This window comes from Agrobacterium sp. A3-95, assembly GCF_053521785.1.
Map to the genome: position 1 here is coordinate 150136 of NZ_JBNWDR010000003.1, position 15374 is coordinate 165509.

Below are 15374 nucleotides of genomic sequence, written 5' to 3' on the forward strand. Positions count from 1 at the left end.
TATAATTAACATAAACGAGGCGTGGCTCATTAGAGGTCATGCCCAGGGGAAAGACATGGAGTATTTTATCCAGCAGCTCATCAACGGGCTGACTCTTGGATCGATCTACGGCCTCATCGCAATTGGCTATACGATGGTCTACGGCATCATCGGCATGATCAACTTCGCCCATGGCGATATTTTCATGCTTGGCGGTTTCGCCGCGCTGATCGTTTTTCTGATCGCAACATCGTTTTTTGCCGGTATTCCGGTGGCGCTTCTTCTGATTTTGATGATGGTCGTCGCCATGCTGATGACCGGCCTGTGGAACTGGGTGATCGAGCGCGTGGCCTACCGTCCGCTCAGAGGCTCGTTCCGCCTTGCGCCGCTGATCACCGCCATCGGCATGTCGATCGCGCTGTCCAACTTCATCCAGGTGACACAGGGTCCGCGTAACAAGCCGATCCCGTCAATGGTGACGGACAGCTACCATTTCGGCTCCATCACCGTCTCGCTGAAGCAGTTCATCATCATGGCGGTGACGTCGGTGCTGCTGTTCGCCTTCTGGTACATCGTCAACAAGACTCCGCTCGGCCGGGCGCAGCGCGCCACGGAACAGGACCGCAAGATGGCGGCCCTTCTGGGTGTGGATGTCGACAAGACGATCTCGATCACCTTCATCATGGGTGCCGCACTCGCGGCGGTCGCCGGTACGATGTATCTGATGTATTACGGTGTCGCATCCTTCAACGATGGCTTCATTCCGGGCGTCAAGGCGTTTACCGCAGCGGTTCTCGGCGGTATCGGTTCGCTTCCGGGCGCCGTTCTCGGCGGTCTCCTGATCGGCCTCATCGAATCTCTCTGGTCCGCCTATTTCTCCATTGCCTACAAGGACGTCGCGGCATTCGGCATCCTGGCTTTCGTGCTGATCTTCAAGCCGACCGGTATTCTCGGTCGTCCGGAAGTCGAGAAGGTGTGATCCCATGACCAATATCGCTTCCGAAAACGACACTTCCAGCCCGAGCCTGATGGCAACGGCGGTGAAGGAAGGCATCTTTGCGGGCATCGTCTCGCTCGGCATGTTCATTCTTTACGTCGGTATCGTCACCTATCAGGACATCAACAACCAGCTTATCTGGGGCACCCGCTGGGGGCTTCTGTCGATCTTCGTCGGCGTCGCCGCCATCGGCCGTTTCCTGATGGTCGGCTTCATCCGGCCGTCGATGGATCGCCGCAAGCTTGCCAAGGCCAAAAGCGGAATTCTGGAAATCTCCGAGGAAAAAGGCTTTTTCCACAAGCACTTCCTGAAGCTCGCGCTTGTCCTGCTGCTGCTTTATCCCGTCGTCGCCGTGCAGCTGTTCGGTTTTCAGGGCTCGCTGAAATTCGTCGACAATTTCGGCATCCAGATCCTGATCTATGTGATGCTGGCGTGGGGCCTCAACATCGTCGTTGGCCTCGCGGGCCTGCTCGATCTCGGTTATGTGGCCTTCTATGCGGTGGGCGCCTATTCCTACGCGCTGCTGTCAAGCCATCTCGGCCTGTCCTTCTGGGTGCTTCTGCCGGTGGCCGGCATTCTCGCAGGCTTCTGGGGCATCATCCTCGGCTTCCCGGTGCTCAGACTTCGTGGCGACTATCTTGCCATCGTCACGCTCGCCTTCGGTGAAATCATTCGTCTCGTGCTGTTGAACTGGACGGATGTGACCAAGGGCACCTTCGGCATTTCCGGCATCGCCAAGGCGTCTATCTTCGGCATCTGGTCCTTCGATGTCGGCGCGCCGAACAATTTTGCCAAGGCCTTCGGCCTGACGATGTCGTCGGCCTATTACAAGATCTTCCTGTTCTACGTGATCCTGCTTCTGTGCATGCTGACGGCTTACGTCACCATCAAGCTGCGCCGCATGCCGATCGGCCGGGCGTGGGAAGCTCTGCGTGAAGACGAAATCGCCTGCCGCTCGCTCGGCATCGATACCGTTATCACCAAGCTTACCGCTTTTGCGACAGGCGCGATGTTTGGCGGTTTCGCCGGCTCGTTCTTCGCCGCCCGTCAGGGTTTCGTATCGCCGGAAAGCTTCGTCTTCCTGGAATCGGCCGTCATCCTTGCCATTGTCGTTCTCGGCGGCATGGGTTCGCTCACGGGCATCGCCATTGCCGCGCTCGTCATGGTCGGCGGCACGGAGCTGCTGCGCGAAATGGAATTCCTGAAGCATGTCTTCGGGCCTGATTTCACGCCGGAACTCTACCGCATGCTACTGTTCGGTCTCGCCATGGTCATCGTCATGCTGTTCAAGCCGCGCGGCTTTGTCGGCTCACGAGAACCGACGGCCTTCCTCAGGGAACGCAAGGCCGTCTCGGGCAGCTTTACCAAGGAAGGTCACGGTTGATGGCTTCCGGAACGACAAACATGACACCCAATCTAACTGGCGATACGATCCTTAAGGTCGAACATCTCTCGATGCGGTTTGGCGGCCTGATGGCCATCAATGACTTCTCCTTTGAGGCGAAGCGCGGCGAGATCACGGCGCTGATCGGTCCGAACGGTGCTGGAAAGACCACGGTTTTCAACTGCATCACCGGCTTCTACAAGCCGACGATGGGCATGATCACCATGCGTCAGCAAAACGGCGAGGCGCATCTTCTGGAGCGCCTTCCGGATTTCGAGATCACCAAGAAGGCGAAGGTGGCGCGTACCTTCCAGAACATCCGCCTGTTTTCGGGTCTGACGGTTCTGGAAAACCTGCTGGTGGCGCAGCACAATGCGCTTATGAAGGCATCGGGCTACACCATTCTCGGTCTTCTCGGCCTGCCCGCCTACAAGAGGGCGGTCAACAGTTCGATCGATAAGGCCAAATACTGGCTGGACAAGGCCGATCTGACCGACCGCGCCGACGACCCGGCCGGCGATTTGCCCTATGGCGCGCAGCGCCGTCTGGAAATCGCCCGCGCCATGTGCACGGGGCCGGAACTTCTGTGCCTCGATGAACCGGCGGCCGGTCTCAACCCGAAGGAATCGCTGGCGCTCAATGCGCTGCTGCGCGGTATCCGCGACGAAGGCACGTCGCTGCTTCTGATCGAGCACGACATGTCGGTGGTGATGCAGATTTCCGATCACGTCGTGGTTCTCGAATACGGCCAAAAGATTTCCGACGGTTCGCCGGACCATGTGAAGAACGACCCGAAGGTCATCGCCGCCTATCTGGGTGTCGAGGATGATGAAGTGGAAGACGTGATTGCGGAAGAACTCGACGGAGGAGTGGCCTGATGTCCGGTGAACCGCTTCTCAAAGTACAAGGTGTCGAAACCTACTACGGTAACATCCGGGCCTTGGCCGGTGTCGATGTCGAGGTCAACAAGGGCGAGATCGTCAGCCTTATCGGCGCCAACGGCGCCGGCAAATCGACACTGATGATGACCATCTGCGGCAGCCCGCAGGCGCGCACTGGCCAGGTGACGTTCGACGGCGAAGACATTACCCGCCTGCCGACGCACCTCATCGCCCGCAAGCGCATTGCCCAGTCACCCGAGGGCCGCCGGATTTTCCCGCGCATGACGGTGCTGGAAAACCTGCAGATGGGCGCTAATCTCGACAACCTCAAATATTTCAAGGAGGACGTCGAGAAGATTTTCGTCATGTTTCCGCGGCTGAAAGAACGTCAGAGCCAGCGTGGCGGTACGCTTTCCGGCGGCGAGCAGCAGATGCTCTCCATCGGCCGCGCGTTGATGGCACGGCCCAAACTGCTGCTTCTCGACGAGCCGTCGCTGGGCCTTGCCCCGCTGATCGTCAAGGGCATCTTCGAGGCCATCAAGAAGCTCAACCAGGAAGAGGGCCTGACCGTCTTCCTCGTTGAACAGAACGCCTTTGCGGCACTGAAGCTTTCCGACCGCGCCTATGTGATGGTCAACGGCAAGGTGACGATGAGCGGTTCGGGCAGGGAATTGCTGGCTGATCCGCAGGTACGCGCGGCCTATCTCGAAGGCGGCCGGCACTGAAAGATTTTACTTGCGCCGGAAATTTTGCGGCGCAAGATAACGAACCGCCGCCGGCCGTTTTCGAAGGGGAAATGGCCGGTGGCAAACAATAAAATGCCTGCCGGAAAAACGGCGGGACGACAAACAAGGCAGGGCCGGACATTTGCATCCCGGCGCTGATGGGGAAAGAAGATGCAGGGCCTTTTATTCGAGACCGATAGCGGCGTGCGTTATATTCTGCGCGCACTGGTTGTTCTTCTTGGTTTCTGGACGGCGTGGCGCACGGGCAGATCCGTCGCCGATGGCTGGGGCGATTTCCCGCGTGTGGTGATCTATACGCTGGCTTTGGGGCTCGTGATGCGGTTTCTGCATTTCGCGCTTTTCAACGGGCCGTTCATCAACGGCTTCTACTACGTGTTTGACGTCGTTCTTCTTCTGGCTTTTTCCAGCATCGGTTTCCGCATGCGCAGGACGAGCCAGATGGTCAATAACTACTATTGGCTCTACGATCGGACGTCGGCATTTTCATATAAAAAGAAAGATTGACAGCCGGATTCCTCCGGCTGCACGATACTCGCGTGAGTGGAACGTTTCCTGTTCGGTTAAGGTGGGTACTGAACAGGTCCTGGTAGTCAACCCATCCAAAGGAACTGGGAGTATAGTAATGAAGAAGTCTCTTCTTTCCGCCGTTGCGCTGACCGCCATGGTCGCCTTCAGCGGTTCGGCCTGGGCCGATATCGTGATCGCTGTCGGCGGCCCGCTGACAGGCCCGAACGCCGCATTTGGCGCTCAGCTTCAGAAGGGTGCTGAACAGGCTGCGAAGGATATCAATGCTGCAGGCGGCATCAACGGCGAGCAGATCAAGATCGTTCTCGGCGATGACGTTTCCGACCCGAAGCAGGGTATCTCGGTTGCCAACAAATTCGTTGCTGATGGCGTGAAGTTCGTCGTCGGTCACTTCAACTCCGGCGTTTCCATTCCGGCTTCCGAAGTTTATGCCGAAAACGGCATTCTCGAAGTAACGCCTGCTGCGACCAACCCTGTTTTCACCGAGCGTGGCCTGTGGAACACCTTCCGTACCTGCGGTCGTGACGACCAGCAGGGTGGCATTGCCGGCAAATATCTGGCCGACCACTACAAGGACGCCAAGATCGCCATCATTCACGACAAGACCCCCTATGGTCAGGGCCTTGCCGACGAAACCAAGAAGGCAGCCAATGCGGCCGGCCTGACGGAAGCCATGTATGAAGGCGTCAATGTCGGCGACAAGGACTTCTCCGCACTGATCTCCAAGATGAAGGAAGCCGGCGTTTCCGTTATCTACTGGGGTGGCCTGCACACCGAAGCCGGTCTGATCATCCGCCAGTCGGCTGACCAGGGTCTGAAGGCGAAGCTCATTTCGGGCGACGGTATCGTCTCGAACGAACTTGCCTCCATCGCCGGCGACGCCGTCGAAGGTACGCTTAACACCTTCGGTCCCGATCCGACGCTGCGTCCTGAAAACAAGGAACTGGTAGAGAAGTTCAAGGCCGCCGGCTTCAACCCGGAAGCCTACACGCTCTACTCCTACGCCGCCCTGCAGGCGATTGCCGGTGCTGCCAAGGCTGCCGGTTCCGTTGAGCCGGAAAAGGTTGCCGAAGCTCTGAAGAAGGGCACCTTCCCGACCGCACTCGGCGATATCTCCTTCGACGAGAAGGGCGACCCGAAGCTTCCCGGTTACGTCATGTACGAGTGGAAGAAGGGCCCGGACGGCAAGTTCACCTACATCCAGCAGGGGACGTAAGTCTTACTGGACTGCAATATGGAGGCCCGGTCGCAAGACCGGGCTTTCTGCTTTCTGGTGAGGGGCATTTCCGGCGCCAGCACCCAGCCAGCCCAAGTCCTTGGGCTAAAACACTTTCCGAGCCGCACGTCAGACGGATTCCGTCTCAAAGACGGGATGACGGTGATGGGAAAGGCTCGAAACACTTGGCTCCGATCGCGCCTTCAGCCAGCTTCAGCCGCCAGCCTCTCCAGCACAATATCGGCACGTTCCGTGACGGGGGCTTTCGGCAGTACAATCGTCTCATAATCCAGACGGGCATAGTCGTGCAGCAGGCGTTGATATTCCTCCACTGCCACCTCGAAACCATGCTTGCGCTCGCTGTCGCCCCGGTAGATCTCCGGCCAGGGCGGGGTGAGGAAGACCAGCGGGTTGTAGCGGTGCGTGCGCCGCAGCGTTTCGATGAATCCATCGCCGCTAATATGATGAAGTGCTGAGGCGGCGTCGATCAGGCCGCGGTCGAAGAAGACGAGGCCTTCCGCTGGCGCCTTTTGCCGGTCCTCCAGCGCCATGGCGATCGCCCGGCGGGCAAAGGCTTCCAGGTCGATCCAGGGGAGGGCGGTGCCGTTATTTCTCGTTTCCTCAATCACGATGCGCCGCCCCGGTTCCTCGACGGTCGCGAAACCACGGTGAGCAAGCTCGGCAAGCAGGGTTGATTTGCCGCCGCCGGAGCAGCCGGAAAGAATAATGAAATGGTGCATGGGAACCTCCCTGCGCGGGGTTTGGGTTGGATGGAAGGTGATGTTTTTTGGAGGGACTTGGATTGCGGCGTTGCCGCTTGTTTCTTTTCCTCGAGGGGAGAAGAAATACGCTGCACTCGCTCGGCGAATAAGTCGATGCTCTATGCTTAAGCGGAAAATATATGTTTTTCCAACCGTGTCACATCAGATGCAGCTGTCACCCCTGATGCAAAATATGCGCGGCCTTGACGGCGGCGGAGGCGCGGTTTTCGACACCGAGTTTGACGTAAATCTGTTCCAGATGTTTGTTTACGGTTCTGGCGGAAAGGCCGAGAATATCGCCGATATCGCGGTTGGATTTGCCTTTGGCAATCCACAGCAGAACTTCCGATTCGCGCGTTGTCAGGGCAAAGTGGTCCTTCAGCAGGTGGTCGTCGGATTTCTCGTTGGCGGCTGTCAGACGGAAGAGATATTCGTCCGGTCCCATTGCGCCGAGGAAGGAGAGCTGCAAAGCGGGCCGCCCGGCCTCGGTGATCGTCAGCGGTGCATCGCGGGCGGAATCCACCGTTGTCCTGTCGGCCAGCCAGCCGGAAATATGGGCAACGACGATCTCCAGCCCATCATCACGGCCGGTGGCGGCGTTGACCAGCCGGGTTGCCTGTGGTGTGGACCAGTGGATCGCGCCGTTGGCGCGCACGGCAAGCAGGTGGCGTCCGGCGGCATCAAGCGCCACGCGGGCGCTCTGCGCCGAGCGGGCATTGGAGAGATGCACACGGATACGGGCGCGCAGCTCATCGATGTTGATCGGCTTGGTCAGATAGTCGACACCGCCGGATTCGAGCGCCCGCACCACATGTTCGGTTTCCGTCAGCCCGGTCATGAAGATGACAGGCACCTGGGCCACGGCGGCGTTGGCCTTCAGGCGGCGGCAGGTTTCGAAACCGTCCATGGCCGGCATGACGGCATCGAGCAGGATGATATCGGGCGTGATGCGTTCGGCAATGTTGAGCGCGGCCTGACCGGATGTGGCGATCAGCGCCGAAAAGCCTGACTGTTCCAGCGCATCGGTGAGGAACCCGAGCGCTTCGGGACTGTCATCCACCAGCAATACAATGTCTCTCGGCAGTGCTGCGCCTTGCCCGCTCATGCCTTGCCGTCTCCCCTGTCGCTCTCTTCAAACCGCTTTAGAAAATGGGCGTAACCGGCCAGATCGAAGGCCTGCACATAGGTGCCAAGCTCTTGCGTGAAGGGCAGGTTGTTCGTGTTGCGGGCGAGATCTGCGAGTTTTGCCTCTATGCCGCGTATGTAGCCTATTTCGCCGAGCCTCTGCAAATCCTTGATATGAATCGCGCCGGGATGAACGATCTGCGCCGGCGGCTGGGGGATGGGTGCCGGGGGAAGGTCGGTATCGTAAATCCATTTCAGGCCGAGATGCACCGCAAGCCTGTCGCACAGGTGGCGGATGTCGACCGGCTTGGCGATGGCGTCGTTGTGATTGTCTTCTCCGGCACCCGCTACGGTGCCGTCACCGATATTGGCCGAGAGCATGATGAGCGGAGCCGTCTGCCCTGCTTCACGCAACTTTGTCACAAGCTGCCAGCCGGACATTCCGGGCATGGAGATATCGATGAGGAAGAGGTCGGGCTGCACGCCTTCGATGAGTGTCAGGCATTCCGGTCCGCTCTGGGCGGTCAGCACCACGAAATCGAGCGGCGAAAGCACCTGCCGCATCAGCTCGCGGTGATCCTCGTTATCATCAACCACCACGATGGTGCGGCGTGGGCCGGAATAGGAGCGAATGGTTTTTTCCGGCGCAGGTGCGGTACTTGGCCGGTGCACGGCCGACAGCATGAGACGAACGCGGAAGGTGGAGCCGTTGTCCTTTTCGCTGGAGACGGAAATCTCGCCGCCCAGCGTGTTGGTCAGAAGCCTCGTGATGGTGAGGCCGAGGCCAAGGCCCGGCATGGGGCGCACGCTTTCGGCCTCGCCGCGCTGGAAAGGCTCGTAGATGCGGGCAAGATCTTTTTCGGCAATGCCGCGCCCGGTATCCGACACCGTGAAGCTTGCCACCTGGCTGCGATAGGCGACATCGAAGGTGACGCTGCCCTCGTCGGTGAACTTGATGGCGTTGGAGAGCAGGTTGACGAGGATCTGGCGCAGACGCTTTTCATCCGTGCGGACATATTGCGGCAGGGAATGGGCGCGTTCATGCCGGAATTCCAGACCCTTGGCCTGCGCCTGCGGGCGGAACATATCGACGATCTGGTCGAGGAAATCCTGAATATTGATCTCGTTGGAATAGACCTGCAGGCGGCCAGCCTCGATCTTGGAAATATCCAGAAGCCCGTCGATCAGGCCGGAGAGATGGTCGGCGGAACGGCGAATGACCTTGATGGCCGATTGCCGTGGCGCGGGAATGGTCTCATCGCGTTCGAGGATCTGGGCGTAGCCCAAAACAGCGTTGAGCGGCGTGCGCAATTCGTGGCTGAGGCCGACCACGTAGCGGCTCTTGGCGCGGTTGGCGGCCTCAGCCGTTTCCTTGGCGTCCTGAAGGGCGGCGTCGGTCTTCTTGTGGGCGGCGATTTCCTTCAACAGCAGCGTGTTCTGGCGTGAGGATTCCTCTTCCGCGACCACCCGGCTGTCATGGGCAAGAACCAGAAACCAGCAGACGATGCCGGCAATGACGGCAAAGACGAAAAACACGATGAGGATGGTGCGGTTGACCACGTCAGCCGTTGCCGGCGAGGCGGTGCCGACCTGATGGGCGATGAGCGCCAATATGCCGCCAATGGCGGTGACGGCGATGGCCGCCGCCATGCCATAACGTCCGAGCCGTGTGGCGAGTTTTGCCACCAATTGGTGGGGCAGGAAAGATTTTGCGACCGTCGCGACCTGATAGTTGAGCTTGGCCTTCGGCTTGCACATGTCATGGCAGCGGCTGTCCAGCGAGCAGCAGAGCGAACAGATCGGCGCCGCATAGGCTGGACACCATGCCATGTCTTCCGGCTCGAACGGGTGTTCGCAGATGGAGCAGGTGATGGCGCTCAGCTCGCGCCATTTCTGGCGCGGCTTGCGGGCCAGATAGAATTTGCCCTTCGTGCCCCAGGCGATCAGCGGCGAGGCGATGAAGGCGACGATGAGGGTGAGATAGGGCGCAAGCGAGGCAGCGAGTGCGCCGAAGGTGCCGAAATGCGCCATCAGCGCAATGGTGGCCGAAAGCACCATGGAGCCGACGCCGACGGGATTGATATCGTAGAGATGGGCGCGCTTGAACTCGATGCCCGGTGGGGCAAGACCGAGCGGCTTGTTGATGAACAGATCGGCCGAGATGGTGCAGAGCCAGGCCATGGCGACGATGGAAAAAATGCCGAGCGTTTCTTCCAGCAGGCGATAGATGCCGAGTTCCATCAACAGCAGCGCGATCACCACGTTGAAGACCAGCCAGACCACGCGGCCGGGATGGCTGTGGGTGAGGCGGGAGAAGAAGTTGGACCAGGCGAGCGAGCCCGCATAGGCGTTCATGACGTTGATCTTCAGCTGCGAGACCACCACGAAGGCGACCATCAGCAGCATGGCCGCCGTATGGTTGGGGATCATGTAGCCGAAGGCGGTCAGGTACATCTGGGCCGGATCGGCGGCGCGGTCCACCGAGACGCCGGAACTGAAGGTCAAGACCACGAGGAAGGAACCGGCCAGCAGCTTCGGCACGCCCACGACGACCCAGCCAGCACCGGCCAGAAAGACCGCGATGCGATGGCGCAGGCGGCTCTGTCCCTCGGCGGGCAGGAAGCGCAGGAAATCCACCTGTTCGCCGATCTGCGACATCAGCGCGAGGATGACGGCAGACGCCGCGCCGAATTCCACCAGATTGAAATGGGCCACGGTGCCCGGCGGACCGGAGGCGTGATGAATGCCGGAAAAAGCCCGCCACAGATCGTATTTTTCCCAGTCCATCAAAGCGATGAAGATGAAGGGCAATACGTTCAGCACGATCCAGAAGGGCTGGGTGATGATCTGGAAACGGCTGATGAGGCGCACGCCGTGGGTGACGAGCGGAATGACCATGACGGCGGAGATGATGTAGCCGATCCACAGGGGAATGCCGAGCGCCAGCTCCAGCGCGCCGGACATGATCGACGCCTCGATGGCGAAGAGCATGAAGGTGAAGGCGGCGTAGATCAGCGAGGTGATGGTGGAGCCGATGTAACCGAAGCTCGCGCCGCGTGTCAGGAGATCGATATCGACGCCGTGGCGGATGGCGTAACGGCTGATCGGCAGGCCGACGGCAAGCATGGCAATGGCCGCGACGATGATGGCGTAAAAGGCGTTGGTGGTGCCGTATGACAGCGTGATCGCGCCGCCGATCGCTTCCAGCGCCAGAAAGGAAATAGCGCCGATGGCGGTGTGGGAGATGCGGTTGGACGAAAATTGCCGGGCGCTTTTGGCGGTGAAGCGCAGCGCATAATCTTCCAGCGTCTGGTTGGCGACCCAGCGGTTATATTCGCGCCTGACGGGGATGATGCGTTGCCGTGCGGCCATGCCTAGGATCCAGCCCCTTCCCGCAAAAGGTGTTTTGCCATTCTCACAGCCGCACCGACATGCCGCCATCCACCGTCAGCACATGGCCGTTGACGAAGGAGGAGGCGTCGCTGGCCAGAAACAGGGCGGCACCGGCGATTTCATCCGGCCTGCCCCAGCGTTCCAGCGGCACGCGCAGTTTGGCAAAGGCGACCATGTCAGGGTTTTCGGCAAGGGCCGCATTGGTTTCCGTGGCGAACATGCCGGGTGCAATGGCGTTGCTGGTGATGCCGCGCGCGCCATATTCGACAGCGATTGCGCGCATCAGCCCGGTCAGCCCCTGCTTGGCAACGGGATAGATCGCATCGCCCGGCCTGACGATGTGGCCGAGAATGGAGGTGATGGTGATGATGCGGCCGTAACCGTTGGAATTCATGGCTTGCGCGGCATCTCGCGACAGCGAGACAGAGGAGGTGAGGTCGGTGCGGATAAGCTCCAGCACGTCCTCGTCGCTGAATTCGGAAAGCGGGCGGCGGTCGCGTGCGCCGACATTGTTGACGAGGATATCGAGATGGCCGAATTCGTCCATGATGCGGTGGACGAGGGCAGTTCCGGCGGCGGTATCGGCAATGTCGAAAGCGGCATAATCGGCTTTTCCGCCGGCTTGCCGAAGTGTGCCTGCTGCCTGTTTCAGCGCCTCGGCGTTACGGCCGGTCAGCCACACATGGGCGCCAGCCTCGGCAAAGGCCCTGGCGATTTCGAAACCGAGGCCGCGGCCGCTGCCCGTGATGATGGCGATGCGGTTTTCGAGAGAGAATTTTTTGAGAATGCCCATCGCTCACCTTCTTGCTTTAGAGCATCGGACCGAAAACCGTGTCGCGGTTTCGGAAAAGCCGATGCGGTTGGTCAAAGCCACGCAACGTCTTCGAGTTTGCGCATAGGCAAGAATATTCCACGCAGGGCAGAGGGCGAAAGGTCGCCTGTCCGGTCCGGCCGTTCGGTGGACATAAAAATGGCGTCGCCCGGTTGCGGGCGACGCCATGTCTTGGGTTATCAGGCAGCAGCCGACTTTGCGAGCGGCACTTCTGCAATCGTCTTCAGAACGACGGAAGCGATCTGGTAAGGGCAGCCCTGCGAGTTCGGACGACGGTCTTCGAGGTAACCACGGTAACCGTTGTTGACGAAGGAGTGCGGAACGCGGATCGAGGCGCCACGGTCGGCAACGCCGTAGGAGAACTTGTTCCACGGAGCGGTTTCGTGCTTGCCGGTCAGGCGCAGGTGGTTGTCCGGACCGTAAACGTCGATGTGCTCCTGCCAGTTCTTGGCGAAAGCGGCCATGAGGGCTTCGAAATACTCCTTGCCGCCAACTTCACGCATGAACTTGGTGGAGAAGTTGCAATGCATGCCCGAACCGTTCCAGTCGGTATCGCCGAGCGGCTTGCAATGGAATTCGACGTCGATGCCGTACTGTTCGCAAAGACGCAGCAGCAGGTAACGGGCGATCCAGATCTGGTCGGCGGCGCGCTTGGAGCCCTTGCCGAATACCTGGAATTCCCACTGACCCTTGGCCACTTCGGCATTGATGCCTTCGTGGTTGATGCCGGCTTCGAGGCAGAGGTCGAGATGTTCTTCAACGATTTCGCGGGCAACCGAGCCGACGTTCTTGAAGCCGACGCCGGTGTAATACGGACCCTGCGGAGCCGGGTAACCCTGCTCGGGGAAGCCGAGCGGGCGGCCGTCCTGGTAGAAGAAATATTCCTGTTCGAAGCCGAACCATGCGTCCTCGTCGTCGAGGATGGTCGCGCGGCTGTTCGATGCATGCGGGGTGACGCCGTCAGGCATCATGACTTCGCACATGACCAGTACGCCGTTGGTGCGGGCCGGATCGGGATAGATCGCGACGGGCTTCAGCACGCAATCCGAAGAGTGGCCTTCGGCCTGCTGCGTGGACGAGCCATCAAAACCCCAAAGCGGCAGCTGCTCGAGCGTCGGGAATTCATCGAATTCCTTGACCTGTGTCTTGCCGCGCAGGTTGGGGACCGGCTTATAACCGTCAAGCCAGATGTACTCGAGTTTGAACTTAGTCATTACGAACCTCTCATAGGTAACAATGCGAAGCCTTGAGGCTTGCCGTGGCTTTCGCCACCGGAAGCACATTCGCGTTCAAGGGCTGGCCATATAGATGCATGCCGCGTGCCAGATTGGCGATGTTTTGCGAATTCTTCGAAAAATCTTTCAGGCATGCTCAGGGCCGAGGGGGCTGCTATGGCCATTAACCGCTCATGCTGCACTGCGGCAAATAAATCGAACCCTAATGTTTCGTCAGTGATTCCTAACAGATAGCGGGTGGCATGGCTCAAAATGCCCTGTTGCGGTGCAATGTTTTCGATTGCGAACGACGGATCGGCATTTGCCCCAAAAACCGGCGCTTCCGGAATGGTTTTTCTTGCTGAATGACCATTTAATGCCTATATTTTTCGCAACGTGATTTTTTTTTAATCAGATGGAGCTAAACCAGAGCTAACGGGTTTGCTTCACAACCAAAGTGCTTCGATGCAAACAAAGTGAGATGTTCGATATGGCAACTGGCTTTCATCGTGAAACGGCAACGATCTTTCAATTTCCGGTCGGCGGACGCGCGGGGCTCTCAAAGTTCCGTAACATCGGGCTGAGCGATCTGGAGCGCGAGGCACGTCAGCCGCATGTCGATTTCGGCTCCTGGTATCATGACGATGCGATCCGCGACGAAGAGCGGGACGACAAGCCGCACGCCTGATGTGAAGCGTCGCTGATCGTTTCTTCTCCCCCTCCGGGGAGAAGGTGGCGCGAAGCGCCGGATGAAGGGGCAACTTCTCAGTCTGTCTCAGACCTCGCACCCTCGACCCGCTGCCGCGCTCGTCTTGCCTGCCGGAGAAGAAGCAAGTTGAAACGCCAGGTTTCACATCGGTTGCCCCGGCCGGGATTTCCCTCTCACCAGCACCCCCTGCAGCTTTCGCCACCCCGCCTACGTCAATTGACGTATACGGTTTCTCGCCCGCGAGATCGATAGTCCTTTCCAGCAGCGGTCAACGATGCCGCTGAAGCCCCATGAGGGCTAAACAAGGAGAGGGGTTCTTCCGATGACATTCCGCAAGACGCTTAGCGCCGCGCTGCTCGGCGCAATCATGTCCACCACCGCCTTCCATGGCGCATTTGCCGCCGACGATACGATCAAGGTAGGCGTGCTGCATTCTCTTTCCGGCACCATGGCGATTTCAGAGACGACGCTGAAGGACGCCATGCTGATGCTCATCGACGAGCAGAACAAGAAGGGCGGCGTTCTCGGCAAGAAGCTCGAAGCCGTCGTGGTCGACCCGGCCTCCGACTGGCCGCTGTTTGCCGAAAAGGCCCGCCAGCTGATTTCGCAGGACAAGGTCGCCGCCGTTTTCGGTTGCTGGACATCTTCGTCGCGCAAATCCGTGCTGCCGGTTTTCGAAGAGCTGAATTCCCTGCTGTTCTACCCGGTGCAGTATGAGGGTGAAGAATCCTCCCGCAACATCGTCTACACGGGTGCAGCGCCTAACCAGCAGGCCATTCCGGCCGTCGATTATCTCGCCAAGACCGAAGGCGTCGAGCGCTGGGTTCTGGCAGGTACCGACTATGTCTACCCGCAGACCACAAACAAGATCCTGAAGGCCTACCTGATGTCGAAGGGCGTCAAGGAAGAGGACATCATGATCAACTACACGCCGTTCGGCCAGTCCGACTGGCAGACGATCGTGTCCGACATCAAGAAGTTCGGCTCAGCCGGCAAGAAGACCGCCGTTGTCTCCACCATCAATGGTGACGCCAACGTACCCTTCTACAAGGAACTGGCGAACCAGGGCATCAAGGCCGAGGACATTCCGGTCGTCGCCTTCTCGGTCGGTGAAGAAGAGCTTGCCGGTCTCGATACCGCGCCGCTGGTCGGCCACCTTGCCGCCTGGAACTACTTCCAGTCTGTCGATACCGAGGTCAACGCCGAATTCATCAAGACCTGGCATGCGTTTACCAAGAACGACAAGCGCGTGACGAACGACCCGATGGAAGCCGCCTATATCGGTTTCAACGCCTGGGTTAAGGCCGTCGAAACCGCAGGCACGACCGATACGGACGCGGTTCTTGACAGCATCATCGGCGTTTCCGTGCCGAACCTTTCTGGCGGTTACTCCACCGTCATGCCGAACCACCACATCACCAAGCCGGTGCTGATCGGTGAAATCCAGGCCGATGGTCAGTTCGAAATCGTGCAGCAGACGCCACAGGTCGTGGGTGACGAATGGTCGGATTATCTGCCTGACTCGAAGGATCTGATTTCGGATTGGCGCAAGCCGATGTCCTGCGGCAACTTCAACGTGGCCACGGGCAAGTGCGGCGGCAAGGGTAGCTGA

At 59.4% G+C, this 15374-nt stretch carries 13 protein-coding genes; 8 read left to right on the plus strand and 5 right to left on the minus strand.

Going from position 1 to position 15374, the window contains the following annotated elements:
* Nucleotides 1-55: 55 nt before the first annotated feature.
* The 6 genes from ACQZ5Y_RS10145 (at nt 56) to ACQZ5Y_RS10170 (ending at nt 5728) form a co-directional block, all read left to right on the plus strand.
* Nucleotides 56-958, plus strand: a complete 903-nt coding sequence (locus ACQZ5Y_RS10145) for a branched-chain amino acid ABC transporter permease (RefSeq protein WP_003513958.1) — start codon at nt 56-58, stop codon at nt 956-958.
* 49 nt (nt 959-1007) lie between these two features.
* Nucleotides 1008-2360, plus strand: a complete 1353-nt coding sequence (gene livM / locus ACQZ5Y_RS10150; RefSeq protein WP_370647612.1) for a high-affinity branched-chain amino acid ABC transporter permease LivM — start codon at nt 1008-1010, stop codon at nt 2358-2360.
* Nucleotides 2360-3238, plus strand: coding sequence for an ABC transporter ATP-binding protein (locus ACQZ5Y_RS10155; protein ID WP_019565106.1), 879 nt, complete (start codon nt 2360-2362; stop codon nt 3236-3238). The genes livM and ACQZ5Y_RS10155 overlap by 1 nt, the downstream gene beginning before the upstream one ends.
* Entirely contained in the window at nt 3238-3966 is a 729-nt protein-coding gene (locus tag ACQZ5Y_RS10160; RefSeq protein ID WP_003513939.1) for an ABC transporter ATP-binding protein, read from the plus strand. Before ACQZ5Y_RS10155 ends, ACQZ5Y_RS10160 begins: the two co-directional genes overlap by 1 nt.
* 171 nt (nt 3967-4137) lie before the next feature.
* Nucleotides 4138-4491: a DUF6867 family protein gene (locus ACQZ5Y_RS10165; RefSeq protein ID WP_003513938.1), complete on the plus strand. Its 354-nt coding sequence runs from the start codon at nt 4138-4140 to the stop codon at nt 4489-4491.
* 118 nt (nt 4492-4609) lie between these two features.
* Nucleotides 4610-5728: a branched-chain amino acid ABC transporter substrate-binding protein gene (locus ACQZ5Y_RS10170; RefSeq protein ID WP_003513936.1), complete on the plus strand. Its 1119-nt coding sequence runs from the start codon at nt 4610-4612 to the stop codon at nt 5726-5728.
* A 203-nt stretch (nt 5729-5931) separates the two neighbouring features.
* Here the strand turns inward: ACQZ5Y_RS10170 and ACQZ5Y_RS10175 are convergent, their stop codons facing one another.
* The 5 genes from ACQZ5Y_RS10175 to ACQZ5Y_RS10195 form a co-directional block, all read right to left on the minus strand.
* Nucleotides 5932-6468 (minus strand): AAA family ATPase, encoded by a 537-nt coding sequence (locus ACQZ5Y_RS10175; protein WP_013636722.1) that lies wholly within the window; start codon nt 6466-6468, stop codon nt 5932-5934.
* 196 nt (nt 6469-6664) lie between these two features.
* A complete protein-coding gene (locus ACQZ5Y_RS10180; RefSeq protein WP_013636721.1) occupies nt 6665-7594 on the minus strand; it encodes a response regulator in 930 nt (309 codons plus the stop codon).
* Nucleotides 7591-10986, minus strand: coding sequence for a hybrid sensor histidine kinase/response regulator (locus ACQZ5Y_RS10185; protein ID WP_174059888.1), 3396 nt, complete (start codon nt 10984-10986; stop codon nt 7591-7593). Before ACQZ5Y_RS10185 ends, ACQZ5Y_RS10180 begins: the two co-directional genes overlap by 4 nt.
* 43 nt (nt 10987-11029) lie before the next feature.
* A complete protein-coding gene (locus tag ACQZ5Y_RS10190; protein WP_112154308.1) occupies nt 11030-11800 on the minus strand; it encodes an SDR family oxidoreductase in 771 nt (256 codons plus the stop codon).
* Between the two features lie 218 nt (nt 11801-12018).
* Entirely contained in the window at nt 12019-13053 is a 1035-nt protein-coding gene (locus ACQZ5Y_RS10195; RefSeq protein ID WP_003510168.1) for a glutamine synthetase beta-grasp domain-containing protein, read from the minus strand.
* A 481-nt stretch (nt 13054-13534) separates the two neighbouring features.
* Between ACQZ5Y_RS10195 and ACQZ5Y_RS10200 the strand changes: the two genes are divergently transcribed.
* Complete coding sequence (locus ACQZ5Y_RS10200) at nt 13535-13741, plus strand: DUF2735 domain-containing protein (protein ID WP_003513926.1); 207 nt, start codon at nt 13535-13537, stop codon at nt 13739-13741.
* Between the two features lie 343 nt (nt 13742-14084).
* Nucleotides 14085-15374 carry an urea ABC transporter substrate-binding protein gene (gene urtA, locus ACQZ5Y_RS10205; protein ID WP_003513924.1) on the plus strand — a complete coding sequence of 430 codons (1290 nt, stop codon included), beginning with the start codon at nt 14085-14087 and terminating at the stop codon, nt 15372-15374.